The following is a 21,234-nucleotide window of genomic DNA, read 5'->3' as shown; positions in this document are numbered from 1 at the left end:
GACCGAGACCACCACGGTGGAACTGGCACAACCGGCCGCGCAGCCCGCGGGTCCCATGTTCGCCCTCACCGACGTCAAGAAGACCTACCAGCAGAAGGGCCGCACCGTGCACGCCCTCGCCGGCGTGACCCTAGAAATCCCCCGCGGCCAGCTGGTCGCCATCCAGGGCAGCACGGGCGGCGGCAAGACCACCCTGCTGCAGATGCTCGGGGCGCTGGACCGCCCCACCTCGGGGACGGTGATCCTGGACGGCCAGGAGATCTCCAAGCTGGGCGACCGCAAGCTCGCCGACGTCCGCGCCAAGCAGCTCGGCTTCGTCTTCCAGCACTACAACCTGATCCCCACTCTCACCGCCCAGGAGAACGTGGAGATGGGCCTGGCTCCGCTGGGCCCGAAGCCCGAAGAGCGCAAGCAGCGCGCCGCCGAGGCCCTGGCCTCCGTGGGCCTCGCCGACCGCGGCGATCACCTGCCCGGCGAGCTCTCCGGCGGCCAGCAGCAGCGCGTGTCCATCGCCCGCGCACTGGCCAAGCGCCCGCAGGTCCTCCTCGCCGACGAGCCGACCGGCAACCTCGACGAGGCAACGCGGGACGACATCATGGGCCTCTTCGAGTCGCTGTGGCGCGAGGGCCTGACCATCGTCATGGTCACGCACGACTCCGCCGTGGCCCGCCGCGCGGAGCGCCGGCTGCACATCTCCGGGGGCAAGCTCACGGAGAAGTAGCCGGGGCGCCGAGGTGAGGGGCGTGGGGCCGGCGAGGTGCGTCGTCGGCCCCACGCCCCTTGCCCCTTCGGGGTGCCGGGCGACGCCGCCAACTGGCAGGATCGGGCGCATGAGCGAGAAGAACCCCGGCCTGAGCGCCGAAGAGAAGGCAGCCGCCAAGGCCCGCGCCGCCGAGCTGCGCGCCGAGGCGCGGTCCAAGAAGGCCGAGGACAAGCTCGCGGCGGAGGCCGCGGCGTACGACGACGCGCTGGCCGCCACCGAGGGCCCGGACCGCAAGCTGTTGCTCGCCTTGGGCGAGATCGTGGCCGCCGAGGCACCCCACCTCACCCGCAAGACGATGTACGGGATGCCGGCGTGGGCCCGCGACGGCAAGACGGTGTTCTTCTTCCAGCCGGCCCTGAAGTTCAAGACCCGCTACCCCACCCTGGGCTTCGATCCGGCCGCCCCGCTGGACGACGGCGAGTTCTGGCCCACCTCCTTCGCCCTCACCGGGATGGGCCCCAACACGCGCCAGCGCATCGCCGAGCTGGTGCGCCAGGCAGCCGAGCCGCTTCCCGCGTCGTGAGCGCGCGCGTGCGGTGGGCATCGGTGGCAGGATTCCCCGCATGAGCGAGAAGAATCCCGGCCTGAGCGCCGAAGAGAAGGCAGCAGCCAAGGCCCGCGCCGCCGAGCTGCGCGCCGAGGCCAAGCGCGCCAAGGACGCCGACAAAGCGGCGGCCGAGGCGCAGGACAACCGCGACGCGATCGAGTCCATGTAGGGCAAGGATCGCGAGCTTGCCGAGCGCATCGCACAGATCGTCGCCGAGGTCGCCCCCGAGCTGGCGCCGAAGACCTGGTACGGCATGCCCACGTGGGCCCGCGACGGCAAGGCCGCCGTGTTCTTCAAGCCGGCCGCCAAGTTCAAGGCCCGCTACGCGACCCTCGGCTTCGAGCAGGGCGCCCTGCTGGACGAGGGCAAGATGTGGGCCACGGACCGCGCGCTCTTGGACATCGACGACGAGGTCGCCGCGGAGATCGCCGCCCTCGTGCGCAAGGCGGCCGGCCAGGCCAGCTAGGCTCCCTGGGCGCTCCGGTACCCAGCCCGCTCGGCACCCAGCCCGCCCGGCACCCTGACCCGACGCCGGCCGCTCACGTGAGCAGGCGGCGTCGGGCACTTTTCCGGGTCCCCGGGCCCAGGGGGTGAAGCGCGATATGCGCTGTGGTCTGACCCCGGGCTAGGGTGGTGGCGTGGGCCGTTCGCGAGCGCGAAACCCACCGCGTCAATGGCGACGCGCCGCCCCCTCCATGACGCCCCGGGCGGACACGAATCACGGACATCAACAGGAGCAACGATGACCACCCCTGCCACCGCAGGAACCCGTGTCGAAAAGGATTCTCTGGGCAGCCGCGAGGTGCCCAACGACGTGCTGTGGGGCATTAGCACCCTGCGCGCCATGGAGAACTTCCCCATCACCGGCCGCCCCATCGGCGGCGTGCGCCACCTCGTGTGGGCGCTCGGAGCGATCAAGCTGGCCGCGGCCCGCGCCAACAATCAGCTCGGCGAGCTGGACGACGAGCGCGCAGGCGCCATCGAGGCGGCCGCCGTCGAGGTCATGGACGGCAAGTGGGACGATCAGTTCCCCATCGACCGCGTCCAGGGCGGCGCCGGCACGTCCACCAACATGAACGCCAACGAGGTCATCGCGCACCGCGCCGCCCAGATCCTGGGCCAGCCCATGGGCTACGTGGACCCGATCGACCACGTGAACCGCGCGCAGTCCACCAACGACGTGTACCCCTCGGCCCTCAAGCTGGCCCTGTACAAGTCCATGGAGCCGCTGCTCACCTCGCATGTCTCCCTCCAGCAGGCCTTCCGTGTCAAGGCGCAGGACTTCGCGCAGATCACCAAGATCGGCCGCACGCAGCTGCAGGACGCCGTGCCGATGACCCTGGGCCAGGAGTTCGGCGCGTTTGCCGACACCCTCTCCGAGGACTCCCTGCTCCTGGAGACGCTCTCCCCGAACCTGCTTGAGCTCAACCTGGGCGCCACGGCCATCGGCACCGGCATCACGGCGCTGCCCGAGTACCGCCCGCTGGTCCTGAAGGCCCTCGCCGACATCACCGGCATCCACATCATCGGCGCCGCCAACCTCATCGAGGCGACCTCCGACACCGGCGTCTTCGTGCTGATCTCCGGCGCCCTGAAGCGCGCGGCGATCAAGCTCTCCAAGATCTGCAACGACCTGCGCCTGCTCTCCTCCGGCCCGCAGGCCGGCTTCGGCGAGATCAACCTGCCCGCCGTCCAGGCCGGCTCGTCGATCATGCCCGGCAAGGTCAACCCCGTGATCCCCGAGGTCGTCAACCAGGTCGCCTTCCGCATCGTCGGCGCCGACAACACCGTGGCGTTTGCCGTGGAGGCCGGCCAGCTGCAGCTCAACGCCTTCGAGCCCGTCATGGCCGATGTCCTCTTCGACGCCGTCGAGTCGCTGACCAACGCGTGCGCCACGCTGGAGACCAAGTGCGTCGTGGGCATCACGGCCAACGAGGAGCTGCTCGCGCGCCGCGTCGCCGAGTCCGTCTCCGTGGTCACGGCGCTCTCGCCGCTCATCGGCTACGCCAAGTCGGCCGAGCTGATGCACCGCGCGCTGGACGAGAAGCGCGGCCTGCTGGAGCTCGCGATCGAGGACGGCGTCCTCGACGCCGAGACGATCAAGCAGGCCCTCGCCGCCGCGACGGGCCACACGGTCGCCGGCGAGTAATCCCCGCCGCGCCCCGCGCGCCCCGCGCGCCCCGCGCTGAAACGGCGCGATCGCTTCAGAACTGCCGCAGTCTTCGGGCCGTTCTGAAGCGATCGCGCCGTTTGGCGTTGGTGGGCTCGGGAGGGCCCGACGGCGCGGGGCCGGGTTCGCGCACTCGGCGCGTGGTGGGATGGGGTTCCCGACAGCTTCCAGGAGGCGCCGTGACCGAGGAGTTCCGCTACGAAGAGGTGGATCCGGAGGCGGCCTATGCCGCCAACCGGGCCAATTGGGACGACCGCGTCCCGCTGCACCTGGAGCACTACGGCCTCGCGGCCTTCGAGGACCCGGCCCACCTCTCCACCGTGGTGGCGCAGGACGCGCCGGTGCTGGAGCGCTTCGCCGGGCCGCTGACGGGGCAAAGCCTGGTTCACCTGCAGTGCCACATCGGCACCGATTCGGTGTCCCTGGCCCGGCGCGGCGCCAGCGTGATCGGCGTGGACTTCTCCGCGCGGGCCGTCGCGGCGGCCACCGAGCTGGCCCGCGCCGCGGGCGCGGACGCCCGCTTCGTGCAGGCGAGCGTGTACGACGCCGCGGCGGCCGTGGGAGGGCAGGTTGACGTGGTCTACACCTCCATCGGCACCATCGGTTGGCTCGACGACCTCGAGGCGTGGGCCCGCGAGATCCACGCCCTCCTCCGCCCGGGCGGGGTCTTCTACTTCCGCGACTCGCACCCCTTCGCGCTGACCTTCGACCCGGATCAGCCCGAGCGGCTCACCCCGCGCTTCAGGTACTTCCGCGGCCCCGAGGCCGAACGCTGGGACGATTCGACGACCTACGCGGGCCCCGGCGAGGTGAACCACTCCGTCACCTACGAGTGGTCCCACCCGATCTCCGAGACGGTCAACGCGCTGATCGGCGCTGGGCTGCGCCTCGAGTTCATGGACGAGGGACGCTCGATCCCGTGGGAGATCTTCCCCGGCATGCCGCGGGACGCGGCCGGCGACTACGTGCTGGAAGGCGACGCCGCGGCGTCGCTCCCCCTCACGCTCACGCTCGTTGCGCGCAGGCCCGAGTGAACCGGAGCGGGCGCTGGCGCGCCGCCGGCTCAGCCCGCTCAGCCCGCTCAGCCCGCTCAGCACGCTCAGCGCTGCTTGAACGAGCCGCCCTTCGCGTCCGCCGTGAAGAAGGCGCTGCCGTAGTCGTTGCGCAGGACGATCGTGATCTTGACGGGCCCCACCTGGCGCCCAAACGACTCGGTCTCGATATCGGTATTCGCGTTCCGTCGCACGGAGACGAGGGCGCTCTCGATCGGCAGGCCCGACTCGCGGGCGGCCCGCTCCACGAGCGGCTCCAGCTTGTCCCACGCCACCGCATCGAGCCTGAACTGCTCCTGGGCGCGCTCGGGTTGGATGGTGGAGGCGCCGCGGTGATCCACGCTGCCGCGGGCGTAGGCCCAGTCGTCGCTTGCCTTCTGCCCGGGCACGAGAGGGATCTCGGCGTCGATGCGTTCGGCCCGCACCACCACCTCGCTCGCGACGGGCGAGCCCGAGCGGTTCGCGAGCTCCCGGATCCCCTGGCTCAGATGGGGCTCGTGGAGCAGATTGGGGTGCAGACCGTCGCCGGCCCGCAGTGACTGCGCACTCTGCACCACCGCCGCCCGGTACGGGTAGATCACCGCCACCGCGCCGGCTGCAAAGGCCAGCAGATACAACGGGGCGCGCCACCACAGCCCGCCGCCCGATCCGCTCAGCAGCGGGCGCCGGACGGTCCCGTCCGGGCGGATCTTGCCCCGGCGTGGGGCGACCGGCGCACCCACGCCGCTCGCCTCGGGCACCCGCATGCGGGCCCACGGCGGCTGGGACGGGTCGTCGTCCAGGAAGGCCAGCTCGGCGCCGTCGGGCGTGAGGAGCGCGACGACGTGAAGCGAGCCGGGTGCATACCGCCCGGCGAGCAGCGGGGAGACGAGGGGCCTGGCCGTGGTGCGGAACGGGGCGCGGCTGCGGGGCAGGACCGTGACCTCGAGCTTCAGGAGCGGGCGGCCGTTCACCTCGATGCCGCTCGTGTGGAACACGTCGACGCGAGCGAGGCCCAGGCGGTCGGCGCGGCGGGCGGCGGCGATGAGTTCGGGATCAGGGCCGCCCAGCCCTCCGGAGCCGGCGCTGCGCGAGATGCCGCCCAGCACGGCAGCGAGGATCGCCACCGTGAGCCCGGTCGGGAAGGCCCAGATGCCGGCGCCGCTCGGCCCAGCGAGCGTTGCCACGCCGGCCCCCGCCAGCAGGCCGAGCGCGGCGAAGAAGACGATGCGGAGCATGCCGCCCCCTCCCCCCTGCGGCCCGGTGCGGGCCGTCCCCCACCCACATGGGATCATGATGCCATGCCCTCCGCCACCCTCACCCTGCTCGCGCCCGAGCAGTGGCGTGCCGCCGAGGCCGCCCACGCGGAGCGGATGGCCGTGTTCACGCAGCCGTATCGCGAGCGCCGCAGCGCCGCGAAGCCGCACCCGGTCCACGACTTCCTCTTCACGTACTACTCGCTAACACCCGGCCAGCTTGAACGCTGGCACCCGGGCGCCGGCGTGGTGCTGCTGGGCGCCGAGGCCGTGGCCGAGCGCGGCGCCTGGAAGCACTACCGGGTCATCGAGGACGCCGACGGCGCCGGGACGCCCGGCGTGTGCGCCGATGTGGAGGCGTTCGCGCGCGACCGTGCTTCGATGGTGAGCTTCGCCGGCGCGATCCTCGTGGGGACGGCCGCTCGGCCGGGCAACTTCGCGTGCTTCGGCCTGCACGAGTGGGCCATGACCTATCGCTCCGACGTTCACGGCGTGCGTCACGCCTACCTGCCGCTGCGCCTCGGGGCGGCCGGGACGGACGAGGTCGTGGAGGCGCACCAGATCCGCTGCACGCACTTCGACGCCTTCCGCTTCTACTCCCCCGAAGCCGTGCCGCTGAACCAGCTGAAACCGACGCGCGAGACGCAGCGGGACCTCGAGCAGCCCGGCTGCCTGCACGCCAACATGGACCTCTACAAGTGGGCGTACAAGCTACTTCCGGCGGTCAGCTCCGAACTCGTCGCCGAGTGCTTCGAGCTCTCCTGGCGCGTGCGGGCCATGGACATGCAGGCCTCCCCTTACGACCTCGCCGACTGGGGCTACGAGCCCATCCGCATCGAGGAGCCGGAGGGCAAGGCAGCGTACGTGGCGGCGCAGCGCGGCTTCGCCGAGGAGGCCGCCGAGCTGCGGGCCCGGCTGCTCGGTGAGCTGCGCACTGCGGGGCTGCTGCCCTGACCACGTGTCACCCCCTCCGCGTCTTCTCACCGAGCCGATCCCGGTGAGAAAGCGCCGACGGGGTGAGGAAGTCGCGGAGGCAGTGAGAAAGCGAGCACGCCCCTGGGCGGCCGCCGCGTTCAGGCTTCGGTGGCAGACTGGAGGGCATGCGTTTCGCCGTGCCCCGTTCCACCGTTGCCGCCCGTTCCCTGGCCGTCCTTGGCGCCTCCGCCGCGCTGCTCGCCGGCCTGGCCGCCTGCTCCGAGCCGGCCTCCGACGCCCCGGCGCAGGCCGTCACGTACAAGATCGTGGCGACGGGCGAGAACCTGAGCCAGATCAGCGCGGTGGCCTACTACACGACGCCCGCCCCGGGGAAGTCCAGCGTGCGCGCGAACATGGGCACGGTCCCGCTCACCCCGGTCGAGGGCAAGGACGCGGCGATGTGGCAGACCGAGACCACGGTGACGAAGGGCTCGCGCATCGACGTCACGGCCGCCCCCGCCAGCAGCAAGACCTCACTCTCCTGCGTGGTGCGCGTGGACGGCAACGAGTTCCTCAGCGCCGCGGCGGGGCCCGGTCAGCCCGTCACCTGCAGCACGCAGAAGCAGGGGAACTAGCCCCGCGCGCGGCCGGCGCCCGCGCGCCCCAGGCGAGCGCGCGCCGTCGTGCATCGGGCCTGCCACGCACTACGCCAGCTGCCTTATTTATTGCGCCGAGCGCGTGAAAGCGCGTCACGAAACTGAGGCGAAACCCCCACCTGGAAGAATGGACCCAAGGGTAGAAGGGGTCGATAACTGATGGAATTCATGGTCCTCCTGATCGCGCTGCTGTTCGGCACGGTCCTCATGGTGGGGGTGGGCGAGCGACTTCGCTTGCCGTATCCCGTGCTGATGCTGCTGTTTTCGGCAGCGCTGGCGCTGGTCCCCGGCCTGCCCGAAATCCACATCGAACCCGAACTGATCCTCCCGATCTTCCTTCCCCCGCTGCTCTTCGCGGCCGCCCAGCGCTCCAGCTGGTCAGTGTTCCGCGTGCGCTGGAAGTCGCTCATCCTGCTCGCCGTGGCCCTCGTGGCCGTCACCGCGTTTGCGGTGGCCGGCGTGGCGAACTGGATCGTCCCGACCCTGACCTTCACGGGCGCCCTCGCCCTCGGCGCGCTCGTGGCGCCGCCGGATCCGGTCGCCGTGGAATCCGTGGCCGGCAAGGTCTCCATGCCGCGGCGCCTGCTGGCCCTGCTGCAGACCGAGGGCCTCTTCAACGACGCGATCGCGATCGTCATCTACACCGTCGCCGTGCAGGCCACCGTCAAGGGCACGGGCGTGGACGCGTGGCTCGTGCTGCAGTTCATCATGAGCGCCGCGATCGCCGTGGTGCTCGGCTTCGTGGTCGCGTGGCTGGTCGGCTGGCTCAACCGCTTCGTGCCAAACATGGTGGCCCGCTCCGCCGTGACCATCGTGGCGCCGTACGCCGTCTACATCCTGGCCGAGGAGGTGCACGCCTCCGGCGTCGTGGCCGTGGTCGTCACCGCCCTGGAGATGGGCCGCCGCGCCCGCGCCCAGGACTCGCAGGAACGCCTCACGCGACAGTCCTTCTGGGCCGTCGTGGAGCTGCTCACCACGGGCGCCGCGTTCGGCCTGGTCGGCATGGAGATGCGGTACGTGCTGCAGGACGAGGGGCGCGACATCCTGCGCTTCATCCCCGGCGTGATCGCCGTCTGCGTCGTGGTGGTGCTGGTGCGCTTCGCGTGGTTCTGGCTCATCTACAAGTTCGGGGGCACGGAGTCCAAGGCGCGCACGCCCGGCTCCATGAAGGACGTGCTGGTCCTGACGTGGTGCGGCATGCGCGGCCTGGCCACGCTGGCCCTCGCGCTCGCCCTCCCGCTCACGACCAACGCCGGGGACGCGTTCCCCGACCGCAACTTCATCGTCACCGCGGCGGCCGGCGTGCTGCTCGTGACCCTCGTGTTGCCCGGCCTGACGCTGCCGAGCCTCATGAAGTCGCTCAAGCTCGCCGTGCACGACGCCGAGGAGGCACGCCAGGAGCGCCAGCTCGCCCGCCGCGCCGAGCGCGTCGCCATCGAGACGATCCGCAACTCCGAGGCGGCCGCCGCACTGCCCGAGAAGCGCCGCGCCGCCCTGGAGCGCCGCCTCTCCTCCCTGCACTCGATCCTCGAGGCCGACTACTCCGACGACCCGGAGAAGATGCTCAAGATCAAGGCTGTGCTGGAGGCCATGGACGCCGTCCAGCACGAGGCCATGGACGCAGCGCGCCGCGAGGTGCTCGCCGCCCGCAAGCAGAAGGGCATGGACCCCGAGGCCGTGGACCGGGTGCTGCGGCGTTTGGATCTGCGCACCGTGACGCTGGACCGCTAGGTCCCCGCGCGTTTTGTTGGCAGGTGCACGACGGCGCGTGGTGACGCCGGGCGGACGGGTCGGGCGCACCCTAGGCCCGGTTGCGCGGGTGCTGCTTGGCCGTGCGCTCGTTGCCGCGGCGGTAGTTGCCCGTGACGCGGGCCATGAGCTCCTGCGCATCGCCGCGCTGTGCGTCGTCGAGGAACTCCGCGGCCCTTCGCCCCCGCAGCACCGTGGCTGGCTTGCCGTGGTGCGTGATGACGACGTCCTCGCCGCGCACGCGAAACTCGAATCCACCGGGCGATCCCATGCCGGGATTCTCTCCGGCGCCGTGCGCGAGGGGCAAGGGGGCCTGACTCCAACAACTTGGAGTGCGAAATGCGCTCAAGCGGGTCCTCTTGAGCGCATTTCGCACTCCAAGCCGGTGCTGCAGAACCTCCCTGCCTCACCCCCCGCTCGCCGCGACGTCGGCCCCCTTCGGTACCCTTCCGAGAGTGAGTACGCCCCACCCCCTCGAGCTCTCCGCGGCCCAGGCCCGCCGCATCGCCCTCGCATCCCAGGGCTTCGGTGGCGGCACCCCCAAGCTGCGCCAGCGCCGCCCGTTCGACCCCGCGCTCGGCGCCCTGCACGTGCTGCAGATCGACTCGGTCACCGTCTTTAGCCGCAGCCACTACATGCCGGTGCACTCCCGCCACGGCGTCTACGAGCACGCGGCCCTGGACAAGGAACTCTGGGAGAGCGGGCGCTACACCGAGTACTGGGCGCACGAGGCGGCGCTCCTCCCCGTCGAGGACCGCCCCCTGTTCGCCCCGCGCATGGCCCGCTTCCGCGAGCGCTACGCCGGGCTGGCCGAGGAGCTCGCCCCGGCCGCGGCCCGCGTGAAGGAGCGACTTCGCGACGAGGGCCCGCAGACCGCCAACTCCCTCGAACACGAGCCCCGCGCAGGCCGCGGCACGTGGTGGGGCTGGAGCGAGACCAAGCGCGCCGTCGAGATGCTCTTCGCGACCGGTGAGGTGGCGGTGGCCGGCCGCAAGGGCTTCCAGCGCGTCTACGGGCTGGCCGAGGACGTCCTGCCGCGCGAGGCCCTCGGCGAGGTGGACGCGGACAGCGCTAAGCTCACCCTCCTCGAGCGCGCGGCGCGCAGCCTCGGCGTCGGCACCCTGGCGGACCTCGCCGACTACCACCGCTTCAAGCCGAGCACCGTCAAGAGCCAGGTCGCCCAGCTCCAGGAGGAGGGCGTCCTCGTCCCGGTCGCCGTCCAGGGGTGGACCACGCGCGGCGGCAAGCCGGAGGCTGCCTGGATGCACCGCGACGCCAAGCTCCCGGCGCGCCTGGCACCCGACGCCCTGCTCACGCCCTTCGACCCGCTCGTCTGGTTCCGCCCGCGTGCCGAGCGCCTGTGGGACTTCCACTACCGCATCGAGATCTACACGCCGGCCCCCAAGCGCGTCTTCGGCTACTACTGCCTCCCGCTCATGGTCGGCGGCCGCCTCGCCGGGCGCATCGACTTGAAGGCGGACCGCGCCGCCGGCGCGCTCCTCGTCCAGGCCGCCTGGCAGGAGCCGGGCGCACCCCTGCAAACGCCCGACGTCGCGGCGAGACTCCTGCGCCAGGCCGCGGCCTGGCAGGGCCTCACCGAGATCCGCGTCAGCGGGCGGGGGAACCTGCCGCTCGCGCTCTGAGTCCATGCCCGGATGGGAATACTGCGGAAGCCTCCCCGCGTTGAGATCACTAACAAGAACGATTCTCAACAAGGAGGCCCTCGTGAAGGTCCGCAGTTCCCTCCGCGCGCTCAAGCAGGCGCCCGGCGCCCAGGTCGTCCGCCGCCGCGGCAAGACCATGGTCATCAACAAGCTCCACCCCCGCCTTAAGGCCCGCCAGGGCTAAGGGGCCGCTCCACACGCATCCTTCAGCTCCACTGCGATCCCCGCGTGGAATTGAAGGAATCGCGTGGAGCCCAGCCCGGGTGAGCCCGGCCACGGCTTTTCGGTACACGGCCGTAGCCAAATAGAATGGCGGCATGAGCGCGAGCCCTGCCCCCCAGCGCGAACCCGAGCACTCCCCCGAAGCCGCCACCGCGGCGTCGGGCAGTGAAGCGACCCCGGCCACCCAGCCGGCCCAGCGCGAGTCGCTCTCCCAGCTCCTCGGCGGCGGCAAGGCCGCGCTCGAGGCGTCGGTGCCTCCCATCGCCTTCGTGCTGGGCTGGATGCTGAGCAACCACAGCCTGTGGTGGGCCTGCGGCGCGGCCGTAGCGGGCGCCATCGTGGTCGCCATCCTCGGCTTCGTGCGCGGCGACAAGCCCCGCGCCGTGGTCATGGGCCTGCTGCTCGTGGTGGTCTCGGCGCTCATCGCCGGCCGCACGGGCAACGCCGCCGACTTCTTCCTGCTGCGCCTGCTTTCTAATGCCGCGAGCGCGCTGGCCTGGGCGGCAGCCAACGTGATCCGCTGGCCGCTACTGGGCGTGGTGCTTGGCACGATCATCGGCACCAAGACCACGTGGCGCAAGGATCCCGTGCTCCTGCGCGCCTACACGCGCGCCTCGTGGGTGTGGGTGGGCCAGTACGTGGTCCGCATTCTCGTCTTCGGCGCGCTCTACCTGGCCGGGTCCACCACGGCGCTCGGCATCGCGCAGGCGGCGCTGACGTACCCGCTGATCCTCGTGTGCCTGGCCGTCTCGGGCTGGGTACTGTTCAAGAACATCCCGGCCGGCCACCCCGGCGTGCGCCACCCGCAGGTGCCGGCGGCCTAGCCCGCGGCACGCTCCTCCCCCGGCCCGGCGCCCAGCAAGTCGGCGCTGATAGCGTGCCGGGCATGGTTGAACAGCTCCAGCACGGCACCATCGTCACCCTCGGCGGAGGGGGCTTCCTCATGTCCCCCGACGGCACCTCGCGGATCGACGACCTCATCCTGAGCCTGAGCGGCGCGCGGCGCCCCCGGGTGTGCTTTGTTCCCACGGCCAGCGGCGACGCCGCCAGCGCGTGCGAACGCTTCGAGGCCGCCTTCCCGGCGGAACGCGCCGAGACGAGCGTGCTCAGCCTCTTCAACATGAGCCCCTACGGCTATCGCGACCCGTCGATGCTCCTTGAGCAAGACGTGGTCTACGTGGGCGGCGGCTCCACCGCCAACCTGCTCAGCCTGTGGCGTCAGCACGGGGTCGTGGACCGTCTGCGGGAGGCCGCCTCCCGCGGCACCATCCTGGCCGGCATCAGCGCCGGCATGAACTGCTGGTTCGAGGCCAGCTCCACCGATTCCTACGGCCCGCTTGCGCCGCTGACGGACGGCCTCGGCTTCCTGCCCGGCGGCGCCTGCCCTCACTACCTGGGCGAACCGGGCCGCCGCGAAGCGCTCCTCGAATGCGTGGCGGGGGGCGTCTCCCGGACACCCTCGCGCTGGACGACGGCGTAGCGGCCGTCTGGGTCGATGCTCGCCTGGAGCGCGTGGTCGCCGAGGTGCCGGGCGGCGTGGCCGCCCGCATCACGCGCACGCCTGATGGCGCACACGAGGAACGGCTCGCGGCACTGGAGTTGGGCGGCGCTTAGGCCCCGCCGAGCTGCCCGTCGACGTAGAACCAACGCCCGCCCTCGCGCGTGAAGTTGCTGCGCTCGGTCTGCCGGCCGCGGCCGTCCTCGTCCTGGTACACCGCGGTGAACTCCACGACGCCGCTCGCATCCGCTGCGCCGCCGGCCACCGTGTCCTGGATCAGGAGTCGCTTCCACACCATGCCGGGATCGAGCTCCAGCTCGACCGGGCGCGTGGACGCGTGCCAGGTCGCCAGCAGGTACGCGGCGTCCAGCACCGCGAAGGCCGTGTAACGGCTGCGCATGAGGGCCTCGGCCGTCGGGGCGCCGTCCCCCTCCACCGCGCGGGCCACGCGCTGATCCCCCGCACGCAACGACATCAGGGCGAGCTCACCGTGAGCCGAGGCCAGGTACCGCCCGCAACACGCAGACCCCAGAGCGCCGCCGCCGCACGGGCAGGGCGCGTCGATCCATGCTCCGCTCACGCCGCGGGCCCGCCCTGGGCCCCGGCGCCATCGGCGGGATCGTCTCCGGCAGCGGAACCGTCGGACTCATCGGCGACGCCGTCAACGGCACGCTCAGACGACCGCTCGGCGGCGGAGGCCGAGTCATACGGGCCCGGAACCGGGCCCGCGGAAGAGGCGGCGGGCACCCCGGTGACCGCCGCCTCGGCGGCCTCGGCCGCGGAGGTCGGCAGGGCGTCGTCGTGCGGGTGGGCCACGGCCCCCGCCTCCGCCACGAGGCGGTCACGCCGATACCTGGCCACGAGCCAGGCAATGCCGCTGGCCGCCCCCGCCCCGAGCGTCATCAAGAACCACGCCGGCGGGCGCCCGGAACGGTGTGACGAATCCTTGCTGGCCATGGGCCCAGCCTAGTGGGCGCCCGGCCCCGACGGTATGGCCGCGCCACGAAATCTCTCCTTTACCGCCCGGAAACCACCAAAACTCCCTCGAGCCCAGGCGCGACAAGGGTTGCACGCCGCCCGCCTGAACCGTCCGGACGGTCATGTCACGAAACGATCCTGAAACACCGCGTCCATCTACCGTGAAGGCTCACCCTCGACCCATGACCTAGAGGAGAACAACAAGTGGAAACCCAGCTTGAGAACATCTATGCGGACGTGTTGCGCCGTAACCCCGGCGAGCCGGAGTTCCACCAGGCCGTCACCGAGGTCTTCGAGTCGCTCGGCCCCGTGATGGCCCGTCGCCCCGAGTACGTCGAGGCCGGCGTGCTGGAGCGCCTGTGCGAGCCGGAGCGCCAGATCATCTTCCGTGTGCCGTGGGTGGACGACGCCGGCCGCGTGCAGATCAACCGCGGCTTCCGCGTGCAGTACAACTCGGCCCTGGGCCCGTACAAGGGCGGCCTGCGCTTCCACCCCTCGGTGAACATCGGCATCATCAAGTTCCTCGGCTTCGAGCAGATCTTCAAGAACTCCCTGACCGGCATGCCCATCGGCGGCGGCAAGGGCGGCTCCGACTTCGACCCGCACGGCAAGTCCGATGCCGAGGTCATGCGCTTCTGCCAGTCCTTCATGACCGAGCTCGCCAACCACATCGGTGAGTACACCGACGTCCCGGCCGGCGACATCGGCGTGGGCGGCCGCGAGATCGGCTACCTGTTTGGCCAGTACCGCCGCGTCACCAACTCCTACGAGTCCGGCGTCCTGACGGGCAAGGGCCTGACCTGGGGCGGCTCCCGCGCCCGCACCGAGGCCACGGGCTACGGCGCCGTGATCTTCGCGAACGAGATGCTCAAGACCAAGGGCAAGTCCTTCGACGGCGCCAAGGTCACCGTGTCCGGTTCCGGCAACGTGGCGATCTACGCGGTGGAAAAGGCCCAGCAGTTCGGCGCCACGGTCCAGGCGTTCTCGGACTCCTCCGGCTACATCGTGGACGAGGCCGGCGTCGACCTGGCCCTGTTGCGCGAGGTCAAGGAGGTGCAGCGCGGCCGCATCGCCGACTACGCCGCCCAGCGCCCCAGCGCGCGCGTGGTCACCGGCGGTTCCATCTGGGACCTGCCGACCGACATCGCCCTGCCCTGCGCCACGCAGAACGAGCTCACCGGCGCCGACGCCGCGACGCTCATCAAGAACGGCGTGTGGGCCGTCTCCGAGGGCGCCAACATGCCCTCCACCCCGGAGGCCGTGTCCGCGTTCCGCGAGGCCGGCGTGCTCTTCGGCCCCGGCAAGGCCGCCAACGCCGGCGGCGTTGCCACCTCCGCCCTGGAGATGCAGCAGAACGCCTCGCGCGACTCCTGGACGTTCGATCACACGGTCACCCGCCTGACCGACATCATGGTCGGCATCCACGAGACCTGCCTCGCCGCCGCCGACACCTACGGCAAGCCCGGCGACTACGTCTTCGGCGCCAACGTGGCCGGCTTCACCAAGGTCGCCGACGCGATGATCGCCCAGGGCATCATCTGATCTAGAGCCAGCTTTTCAGTGCCCGACGCTTGCTTGACTTGGGCCCGCGCCGCGGCCGACGATCGCGCCACGGTCCTCGCTGAACGACTCGCGCCGATGGCGTCGACCCCGCCCGTCAACTACCTCGCCGTGCTGCTGACGGGCTGGATCCTGTTCGTCGGCTTCAAGGTCACCGTCCACACCGTGCTCAACGAGTTCCTCATCATGACGGTCATGGCGCTCATCATCGGGTTGTGGGCGCCGGGCGGGCTGGGTGGGGGGGCGACGTCGGCTTCGTGGCGGGCTGACAAGCCGCGGCGCGCGCCCTACGCTCTGGCCATGAACGAACTTCTGGCGGTGAACCTCGCCGTTCCGACGACGCCGCTCATCAACTACTGGGCCGTGCTCGCTGCGATGGTCTCCTCCATGGTGGTGGGCTTCGTCTTCTACCACCGCAAGGTGCTCGGAACGCGCTGGATGGCGGCCGTGGGGCACACGGAGGAGTCGGTCGAATCCGGCCCCGTGTGGATCTATCCGGCGGCCATGGCGGCGTCCTTCGTCACCGCCTGGATCCTCGCCGGGGCTGGCTACCTCTCCTACCTCTTCTACGGCGGCTCCTTCCTCTGGAATGTGCTCCTCACGGGCTGGATCCTGTGGTTCGGGCTCACCGCCCTGCGCTTCTTCGTCCACGACCTCTTTGGGCCCTCGCGCGGCAAGCACACGTGGCTCGCTGCCCTCAACGAGTTCGCCACCGTGACCGTCATGTGCCTCATCATCGGGCTGTGGGAGCCGGCCGGGCTCGATCAGTACGTCCAAGTCGTCGGGGGCTGACGAACCCACGTGGCCGCGGCCCACGATGCTCCGACCGCCGGAAATCAAGAAATCGACGTGAGAAAAGCCTGATCGACAATCTCCCGTCGATTTCCTGATCCCGGGGAGTTCTCCCGGGGCCCCTTGGCGGCGCGGGCGCGGCGGGGCAGGATCACGAGTACCTGTCATTCGTGGAAGGGGTCCCCATGACCACGTACGCCGTCACCGCCGCCACGGGCCAGCTTGGACGCTTGGTTCTCGACGCCCTGATCGCCTTGGACGTTGCGCCGGGCGACATCGTCGCGATCGCCCGGGATCCCCGCAAGCTGACCGAACTCGAGCCGCTCGGCGTCACCACGCGCGCCTCCGACTACGGCAACCCCGAGGCCCTCTACGAGGCGTTGCAGGGCGTGGACCGGCTCCTGCTCATCTCCGGCAACCAGGTGGGCCGCCGCCTCGAGGAACACACCAACGTGCTCGACGCGGCGCGCGGCGCCGGGGTGGCCCGCGTCGCCTACACGTCCATCCTGTGGGCCGACTTCAGCACCAATCCGCTCGCGGAGGAGCACCTCGCCACGGAGCGGATGATCGCCGACACCGGGCTGCCGCACACGCTCCTGCGCCACGGCTGGTACACCGAGAACTACACGAGCCAGATCCCGCAGTACGTGGCCCAGCGCGAGATCGTGACCGCCACGGGCGGCGCCACGCTTGCCACCGCCGTGCGCGGGGACTTCGCCGCCGCCGACGCCTTTGCCCTCGTCAACGACACCGCCGACGAGGTCGTCTGGGAGCTCGCCGGGCCCGGCTGGACCATGCAGGAGTTCGCCTCCGAGGTCTCGGCGCTGGCCGGACAGCAGATCCTGGCCCGCGACGTCACGCCGGCCGAGCTCGTCGAGCGCGCCGTTGCCGCCGGGGTGCCCGAGGGCGGTGCCCGCTTTGGCGCGCAGATCGACGCGAGCATCGCCGCCGGTCAGCTGGACGCCCCGTCCGAGCCGCTGCGCCTGCTCCTGCAGGGCCGCGAGCCGCTCACCATGCCGCAGCTCGTCGCGGCGGCACAGCACTGAGCTGCTCAGCACTGAACAGTGCCCGACGGCGGGTGGCGGGCTCCCAGCCCGGCCACCCGCCGTCGGGCGGCGCCTAGCCAGAGCCCGCCCGACACACTGCCACCCGCCCACCCGGCCACGCGCCGTCGTGCACCAAAAACGTGCCCCTCCTGGGCCTTGCCCGGGGTCACAGGTCACCGAGTTCGCCCCAGGGCTCCGGCCCGATAGACTGACGAGGCAAGCTCGCGGAGCGCCGTCCGGCGTGAGACGGCACGGTGTTCTTAGCGCGCATACCCACCTCATGCGTACCCAGGAGAACCCTGATGCCCCGGATCGTTGTCGACGTCATGCCCAAACCCGAGATTCTCGACCCGCAGGGCAAGGCCATCGTCGGCGCCCTGCCCCGACTCGGCTTCACCGCCTTCTCCGGCGTTCGCCAGGGCAAGCGCTTTGAGCTCACCGTGGACGGCGAGGTGACCGAAGAGATCCTGGCCCAGGCCCGCGAGGCCGCCGCCACGCTGCTCTCTAACCCGGTGATCGAGGACGTCGTCGCCGTCACCGTCGTCGCCGACGCCGAGTGAGGCCCTGATGCCTCGCACCGTCGAATTCCCGTTCCTCGTGGACAACACCCTGCCCACGTTCCCGAACTCCGGCGTCAAGATCGGCGTGGTGACCTTCCCGGGCACCCTCGATGACCGCGACGCCGCCCGCGCCGCGCGCATCGCCGGCGCCGAGGTCGTGCCGCTGTGGCACGCGGACGATTCCCTGCAGGACGTGGACGCCGTCATCATCCCCGGCGGCTTCTCCTACGGCGACTACCTGCGCGCCGGCGCCATCGCCCGCTTCGCGCCCATGATGGACAAGATCGTGGACGCAGCGAACTCCGACGCCAAGCTGCCCGTCCTGGGGATCTGCAACGGCTTCCAGATCCTGACCGAGTCTCACCTGCTGCCCGGCTCCATGATCAAGAACAACCACCTGCACTTCATCTGCCGCGATCAGCAGCTCAAGGTGGAGAACGTGGACACCCGCTGGACCGGCCTCTACGAGCAGGACCAGACCATCACCATCCCGCTGAAGAACCAGGACGGCCAGTACGTGGCCGACCAGAAGACGCTGGACGCGCTCGAGGCCGAGGGCCGCGTGGTGTTCCGCTACGAGGGCCTGAACCCCAACGGCTCCCGCAACAACATCGCCGGCATCACCAACGAGGCCGGCAACGTCGTGGGCCTCATGCCGCACCCGGAGCACGCCGTGGAGAAGGGCTTCGGCCCCGACCACACGGGCACCGACGGCATCTACTTCTTCACCTCCGTCATCAAGCACCTCCTGGAGGCCTCCAAGTGAGCGCGCAGAAGTTCAACATCGACACGGTCGAGAACGCCGCGGCAACCCCGGGCGAAGAGCAGCCGTGGGCCGAGCTTGGCCTGAAGCAGGACGAGTACCAGCGCATCGTTGATCTGCTGGGCCGCCGCCCCACCGCCGCCGAGCTCGCGATGTACTCGGTCATGTGGAGCGAGCACTGCTCCTACAAGTCCTCCAAGATCCACCTCAAGAAGTTCGGCGCCAAACTGGACGAGGCGATGAAGAAGGACATGATGGTCGGCATCGGCGAGAACGCCGGCGTGACCGACCTGGGCGACGGCTGGGCCGTGACCTTCAAGGTCGAGTCCCACAACCACCCGTCCTTCGTGGAGCCCTACCAGGGCGCCGCGACCGGCATCGGTGGCATCGTCCGCGACATCATCTCCATGGGCGCCCGCCCCGTGGCCGTCATGGATCCGCTGCGCTTCGGCGCGATCGATCACCCGGACACCGCCCGCCTGGTGCACGGCATCGTCTCCGGCATCGGCGGCTACGGTAACTCCCTTGGCCTGCCGAACATCGGCGGCGAGACCGTCTTTGACGAGGTCTACCAGGCCAACCCGCTCGTGAACGCCCTCGCCGTCGGCGTGCTGCGTCACGAAGACCTCCGCCTCGCCAACGCCTCCGGCGTGGGCAACCGCGTGGTGCTCTTCGGCGCCCGCACGGGCGGCGACGGCATCGGCGGCGCCTCCGTGCTGGCCTCCGAGTCCTTCGACGACACCAAGCCCTCCAAGCGCCCCGCGGTGCAGGTGGGCGATCCCTTCGCCGAGAAGGTCCTGATCGAGTGCTGCCTTGAGCTCTTCAAGGCCGAGCTGGTCGAGGGCATCCAGGACCTGGGCGCCGCGGGCATCTCCTGCGCCACCTCGGAGCTGGCCTCCAACGGCGACGGCGGCATGCAGGTGGAGCTCACCGACGTGCTGCTGCGCGACCCCACCCTGACCCCCGGCGAGATCCTCATGTCGGAGTCGCAGGAGCGCATGATGGCGGTCGTCACGCCGGAGAAGTCCGCCGCCTTCGAGGCCGTCATGGCCAAGTGGGGCGTGGAGTACTCCTGGCTGGGCGAGGTCACCGACACCGGTCGCCTCATCATCACGTGGGACGGCGAGACGATCGTCGACGTCGATCCGCGCTCGGTGGCCCACGACGGCCCCACCTACGATCGCCCGCAGACGCGCCCGGCCCGCCAGGACGCGCTGCAGGCCGACACCTTCCGCTCTTCCGCGGCCGGCGCCTCGCTGCCGGCTTCCGGCGACGAGCTGCGCTCGTCGCTGCTGGAGCTCATCGCCTCGCCGAACCTCTGCGACAAGTCCTGGATCACCAACCAGTACGACCGCTACGTCGGCGGCAACACCGCCCAGGCGATGCCCGACGACGCGGGCGTTGTTCGCGTCGACGAGGCCACGGGCATGGGCGTGGGTCTGGCGACCGACGCCAACGGCCGTTACGCCTACCTGGATCCCTACGCGGGCGCCCAGCTGGCGCTGGCCGAATCCTACCGCAACGTCGCCACGACTGGCGCCGTGCCGATGGCCGTCACCGACTGCCTGAACTTCGGCTCCCCCGAGGATCCCGAGGTCATGTGGCAGTTCGTGCAGGCCATCGACGGCCTGTCCGACGCGTGCCTCGAGCTGCAGGTCCCGGTCACGGGCGGCAACGTCTCGCTGTACAACCAGACCGGCTCCACGGCGATCCACCCCACCCCCGTGGTGGGCGTGCTTGGCCGCTTCGACGACGTCTCCCGCCGCACGCCCTCGGGCTGGCGCGAGGAGCACGACGGCGAGGCCATCTACCTGCTGGGCACCACGAGCGACGAGCTGGACGGCTCCGAGTTCGCGAACCTGCGCGGCCACCTGGGCGGCCTGCCGCCCAAGGTTGACCTGCAGGCCGAGAAGACCCTGGGTCAGATCCTGATCGCGGCCTCCCGCGACGGCATGCTCGACGCCGCGCACGACCTCTCCGAGGGTGGCCTCGCCGCCGCCCTGTCCGAGATGGTCCTGCGCCACGGTGTGGGCGCCCGCGTGAACCTGGAGCCGCTACTGCACCGCGACGGGGTGGACGCCTTCACGGCGCTCTTCTCCGAGTCCCAGGGCCGCGCCCTCGTGGCCGTGCCGCGTGCCGAGGAGGAGCGCTTCGCCGACATGGTGGGCATGCGCAACTACCCGGCCCTGCGCCTGGGTGTTGTCGAGGCCGAGTCCGGTGCCCTGGACGTCCAGGACCTGTTCTCCGTGCCCGTCGAGGAGCTGCGCGAGGCCAACACGGCCACGCTCGCCAAGCACTTCGGCTGATCGTGGGTGCCGCGGCCTGGCCGCGGTGCTGGAGGCCCGCTCTCTTGCACCGTTCGCGGTGCGGAGGGCGGGCCTTTCGCTTTGCGTTGTGTGAGAGGGTTGCACGATGGTTCGGTAGTTGACACAGCAAACGAACGGATGTTCTGCGTAGTTTTGGTCACGATCAGTGCGTGTCCGTCCGTAGTTGGCATAGAGTGTCACGGTTGCGCGGTCCCCCCGGTCGCGTGCTCCTCCCGCGGAGATTCAACCCCCGGAGAATCGCCATGACTTGGTCGCTTCGCGCCCGTGCTGGCGCGCTTCTCGGCGTGGCCGGACTGGCCACCGCCAGCCTCGCCGTCGTCGCCACCGCGGCTTCGGCCGCCCCCACCACGACGACGTTCAACCCGTTCGACGTCAACGGCGGCTTTTCGGGCTCTTCGGACATCCGGTGGGGGTCATGGGGTGAGGCCGCCGGCGGCGAGGAGCATGCGGAGCCGGTAGTTGTGCTGGTTGCGGAAGCCGCGGGCGAGGCGGCGGTGAAGCTCGATGATCCCGTTCACGGCCTCAGTTCCGCCGTTCGATGATCGTCCGGTCGTGAAGTAGGCCAGGAACGCAGCCCGCCAGCGGCGGAGGGTGCGGCCAAGGCGGGCGATCTCGGGGATCGGGCAGGTGTGGAATGTGTCGACGACCTTCTCGGCGATCCGCCGCCCCTCGGCGAGGTCCTTCTGGTGGTAGGCGGAACGCAGTTGCTGGGCGCACTGCCACGCGACGAACACCTC

The 21,234-nt window shown here is 70.8% G+C and carries 24 protein-coding genes; 19 read left to right on the top strand and 5 right to left on the bottom strand.

Annotated elements, in window-relative coordinates; all coding sequences use genetic code 11:
* Positions 1-55 precede the first annotated feature (55 nt).
* From DWB68_RS13055 to DWB68_RS13035, 6 genes are all read left to right on the top strand, one after another.
* Complete coding sequence (locus tag DWB68_RS13055) at positions 56-721, top strand: ABC transporter ATP-binding protein (protein ID WP_119425582.1); 666 nt, start codon at positions 56-58, stop codon at positions 719-721.
* Between the two features lie 109 nt (positions 722-830).
* The gene (locus DWB68_RS13050) at positions 831-1,286 is read left to right on the top strand and encodes a hypothetical protein (RefSeq protein WP_119425562.1); all 456 of its coding nucleotides are present in this window, start codon (positions 831-833) and stop codon (positions 1,284-1,286) included.
* A gap of 40 nt (positions 1,287-1,326) precedes the next feature.
* Positions 1,327-1,479, top strand: coding sequence for a hypothetical protein (locus tag DWB68_RS17195; RefSeq protein WP_325048568.1), 153 nt, complete (start codon positions 1,327-1,329; stop codon positions 1,477-1,479).
* Positions 1,480-1,563: 84 nt separating this feature from the next.
* Positions 1,564-1,776, top strand: a complete 213-nt coding sequence (locus DWB68_RS17190; RefSeq protein ID WP_407645705.1) for a hypothetical protein — start codon at positions 1,564-1,566, stop codon at positions 1,774-1,776.
* A 276-nt stretch (positions 1,777-2,052) separates the two neighbouring features.
* Positions 2,053-3,459: an aspartate ammonia-lyase gene (locus tag DWB68_RS13040; RefSeq protein ID WP_119425561.1), complete on the top strand. Its 1,407-nt coding sequence runs from the start codon at positions 2,053-2,055 to the stop codon at positions 3,457-3,459.
* Between the two features lie 200 nt (positions 3,460-3,659).
* On the top strand, positions 3,660-4,514 hold the full coding sequence (locus DWB68_RS13035; RefSeq protein WP_119425560.1) for a class I SAM-dependent methyltransferase: 855 nt from the start codon (positions 3,660-3,662) through the stop codon (positions 4,512-4,514).
* 65 nt (positions 4,515-4,579) lie between these two features.
* Here DWB68_RS13035 and DWB68_RS13030 read toward each other — a convergent pair whose 3' ends face one another.
* On the bottom strand, positions 4,580-5,749 hold the full coding sequence (locus tag DWB68_RS13030; RefSeq protein ID WP_119425559.1) for a hypothetical protein: 1,170 nt from the start codon (positions 5,747-5,749) through the stop codon (positions 4,580-4,582).
* A 63-nt stretch (positions 5,750-5,812) separates the two neighbouring features.
* Here DWB68_RS13030 and DWB68_RS13025 point away from each other — a divergent pair, with 63 nt between their 5' ends.
* The 3 genes from DWB68_RS13025 (at position 5,813) to DWB68_RS13015 (ending at position 9,069) form a co-directional block, all read left to right on the top strand.
* Positions 5,813-6,721: a 3-methyladenine DNA glycosylase gene (locus DWB68_RS13025; RefSeq protein WP_119425558.1), complete on the top strand. Its 909-nt coding sequence runs from the start codon at positions 5,813-5,815 to the stop codon at positions 6,719-6,721.
* A 146-nt stretch (positions 6,722-6,867) separates the two neighbouring features.
* Positions 6,868-7,317, top strand: coding sequence for a hypothetical protein (locus tag DWB68_RS13020; protein WP_119425557.1), 450 nt, complete (start codon positions 6,868-6,870; stop codon positions 7,315-7,317).
* 180 nt (positions 7,318-7,497) lie between these two features.
* Positions 7,498-9,069, top strand: a complete 1,572-nt coding sequence (locus tag DWB68_RS13015; protein WP_119425556.1) for a Na+/H+ antiporter — start codon at positions 7,498-7,500, stop codon at positions 9,067-9,069.
* Positions 9,070-9,139: 70 nt separating this feature from the next.
* On the opposite strand, the gene DWB68_RS13010 is transcribed toward DWB68_RS13015, so the two are convergent.
* Positions 9,140-9,358, bottom strand: coding sequence for a hypothetical protein (locus DWB68_RS13010; RefSeq protein WP_119425555.1), 219 nt, complete (start codon positions 9,356-9,358; stop codon positions 9,140-9,142).
* Positions 9,359-9,542: 184 nt separating this feature from the next.
* On the opposite strand from DWB68_RS13010, the gene DWB68_RS13005 reads away from it, so the two are divergent.
* The 4 genes from DWB68_RS13005 to DWB68_RS12990 all read left to right on the top strand — a co-directional run bounded on the left by DWB68_RS13005 (position 9,543) and on the right by DWB68_RS12990 (position 12,453).
* A complete protein-coding gene (locus DWB68_RS13005) occupies positions 9,543-10,730 on the top strand; it encodes a winged helix-turn-helix domain-containing protein (RefSeq protein ID WP_233548809.1) in 1,188 nt (395 codons plus the stop codon).
* A gap of 82 nt (positions 10,731-10,812) precedes the next feature.
* Entirely contained in the window at positions 10,813-10,935 is a 123-nt protein-coding gene (locus DWB68_RS13000) for a ribosomal protein bL36 (RefSeq protein ID WP_119425554.1), read from the top strand.
* 133 nt (positions 10,936-11,068) lie between these two features.
* On the top strand, positions 11,069-11,797 hold the full coding sequence (locus tag DWB68_RS12995; protein WP_119425553.1) for a DUF3159 domain-containing protein: 729 nt from the start codon (positions 11,069-11,071) through the stop codon (positions 11,795-11,797).
* 62 nt (positions 11,798-11,859) lie between these two features.
* Positions 11,860-12,453 (top strand): Type 1 glutamine amidotransferase-like domain-containing protein, encoded by a 594-nt coding sequence (locus DWB68_RS12990; RefSeq protein ID WP_199700457.1) that lies wholly within the window; start codon positions 11,860-11,862, stop codon positions 12,451-12,453.
* A gap of 130 nt (positions 12,454-12,583) precedes the next feature.
* On the opposite strand, the gene DWB68_RS12985 is transcribed toward DWB68_RS12990, so the two are convergent.
* Both DWB68_RS12985 and DWB68_RS12980 read right to left on the bottom strand, forming a co-directional pair.
* Complete coding sequence (locus DWB68_RS12985) at positions 12,584-12,946, bottom strand: YchJ family protein (RefSeq protein WP_158588315.1); 363 nt, start codon at positions 12,944-12,946, stop codon at positions 12,584-12,586.
* Between the two features lie 101 nt (positions 12,947-13,047).
* The gene (locus DWB68_RS12980) at positions 13,048-13,428 is read right to left on the bottom strand and encodes a hypothetical protein (RefSeq protein WP_119425551.1); all 381 of its coding nucleotides are present in this window, start codon (positions 13,426-13,428) and stop codon (positions 13,048-13,050) included.
* A gap of 225 nt (positions 13,429-13,653) precedes the next feature.
* Between DWB68_RS12980 and gdhA the strand changes: the two genes are divergently transcribed.
* From gdhA to purL, 6 genes are all read left to right on the top strand, one after another.
* The gene (gdhA, locus tag DWB68_RS12975; protein ID WP_119425550.1) at positions 13,654-14,991 is read left to right on the top strand and encodes an NADP-specific glutamate dehydrogenase; all 1,338 of its coding nucleotides are present in this window, start codon (positions 13,654-13,656) and stop codon (positions 14,989-14,991) included.
* A 33-nt stretch (positions 14,992-15,024) separates the two neighbouring features.
* Positions 15,025-15,801, top strand: coding sequence for a DUF1761 domain-containing protein (locus tag DWB68_RS12970; protein ID WP_147391678.1), 777 nt, complete (start codon positions 15,025-15,027; stop codon positions 15,799-15,801).
* 185 nt (positions 15,802-15,986) lie between these two features.
* On the top strand, positions 15,987-16,847 hold the full coding sequence (locus DWB68_RS12965; RefSeq protein WP_119425548.1) for an NAD(P)H-binding protein: 861 nt from the start codon (positions 15,987-15,989) through the stop codon (positions 16,845-16,847).
* 302 nt (positions 16,848-17,149) lie between these two features.
* A complete protein-coding gene (gene purS / locus DWB68_RS12960; protein WP_119425547.1) occupies positions 17,150-17,407 on the top strand; it encodes a phosphoribosylformylglycinamidine synthase subunit PurS in 258 nt (85 codons plus the stop codon).
* Between the two features lie 7 nt (positions 17,408-17,414).
* Positions 17,415-18,173, top strand: a complete 759-nt coding sequence (gene purQ, locus DWB68_RS12955; RefSeq protein WP_119425546.1) for a phosphoribosylformylglycinamidine synthase subunit PurQ — start codon at positions 17,415-17,417, stop codon at positions 18,171-18,173.
* Entirely contained in the window at positions 18,170-20,476 is a 2,307-nt protein-coding gene (gene purL, locus DWB68_RS12950) for a phosphoribosylformylglycinamidine synthase subunit PurL (RefSeq protein WP_119425545.1), read from the top strand. The genes purQ and purL overlap by 4 nt, the downstream gene beginning before the upstream one ends.
* Before the next feature lie 434 nt (positions 20,477-20,910).
* On the opposite strand, the gene DWB68_RS12945 is transcribed toward purL, so the two are convergent.
* The coding region (locus DWB68_RS12945; RefSeq protein WP_147391677.1) for a transposase at positions 20,911-21,234 on the bottom strand (324 nt) is incomplete at its 5' end.

Source organism: Galactobacter valiniphilus, assembly GCF_003575975.1.
Lineage (GTDB): Bacteria > Actinomycetota > Actinomycetes > Actinomycetales > Micrococcaceae > Galactobacter > Galactobacter valiniphilus.
This window is presented reverse-complemented; position numbering and strand designations above follow the sequence as displayed.

Bases quoted from the DNA above. Each gene is read 5' to 3' on its own strand.
- DWB68_RS13010 (WP_119425555.1), bottom strand. From the start codon at position 9,358: ATGGGATCGCCCGGTGGATTCGAGTTTCGCGTGCGCGGCGAGGACGTC.
- DWB68_RS13055 (WP_119425582.1), top strand. From the start codon at position 56: ATGTTCGCCCTCACCGACGTCAAGAAGACCTACCAGCAGAAGGGCCGC.
- DWB68_RS17195 (WP_325048568.1), top strand. From the start codon at position 1,327: ATGAGCGAGAAGAATCCCGGCCTGAGCGCCGAAGAGAAGGCAGCAGCC.
- DWB68_RS13015 (WP_119425556.1), top strand. From the start codon at position 7,498: ATGGAATTCATGGTCCTCCTGATCGCGCTGCTGTTCGGCACGGTCCTC.
- DWB68_RS13020 (WP_119425557.1), top strand. From the start codon at position 6,868: ATGCGTTTCGCCGTGCCCCGTTCCACCGTTGCCGCCCGTTCCCTGGCC.
- DWB68_RS12990 (WP_199700457.1), top strand. From the start codon at position 11,860: ATGGTTGAACAGCTCCAGCACGGCACCATCGTCACCCTCGGCGGAGGG.
- DWB68_RS12985 (WP_158588315.1), bottom strand. From the start codon at position 12,946: ATGTCGTTGCGTGCGGGGGATCAGCGCGTGGCCCGCGCGGTGGAGGGG.
- DWB68_RS13040 (WP_119425561.1), top strand. From the start codon at position 2,053: ATGACCACCCCTGCCACCGCAGGAACCCGTGTCGAAAAGGATTCTCTG.
- DWB68_RS12995 (WP_119425553.1), top strand. From the start codon at position 11,069: ATGAGCGCGAGCCCTGCCCCCCAGCGCGAACCCGAGCACTCCCCCGAA.
- DWB68_RS13025 (WP_119425558.1), top strand. From the start codon at position 5,813: ATGCCCTCCGCCACCCTCACCCTGCTCGCGCCCGAGCAGTGGCGTGCC.
- purQ (WP_119425546.1), top strand. From the start codon at position 17,415: ATGCCTCGCACCGTCGAATTCCCGTTCCTCGTGGACAACACCCTGCCC.
- DWB68_RS12965 (WP_119425548.1), top strand. From the start codon at position 15,987: ATGACCACGTACGCCGTCACCGCCGCCACGGGCCAGCTTGGACGCTTG.
- DWB68_RS12980 (WP_119425551.1), bottom strand. From the start codon at position 13,428: ATGGCCAGCAAGGATTCGTCACACCGTTCCGGGCGCCCGCCGGCGTGG.
- DWB68_RS13050 (WP_119425562.1), top strand. From the start codon at position 831: ATGAGCGAGAAGAACCCCGGCCTGAGCGCCGAAGAGAAGGCAGCCGCC.
- purS (WP_119425547.1), top strand. From the start codon at position 17,150: ATGCCCCGGATCGTTGTCGACGTCATGCCCAAACCCGAGATTCTCGAC.
- DWB68_RS17190 (WP_407645705.1), top strand. From the start codon at position 1,564: ATGCCCACGTGGGCCCGCGACGGCAAGGCCGCCGTGTTCTTCAAGCCG.
- DWB68_RS13030 (WP_119425559.1), bottom strand. From the start codon at position 5,749: ATGCTCCGCATCGTCTTCTTCGCCGCGCTCGGCCTGCTGGCGGGGGCC.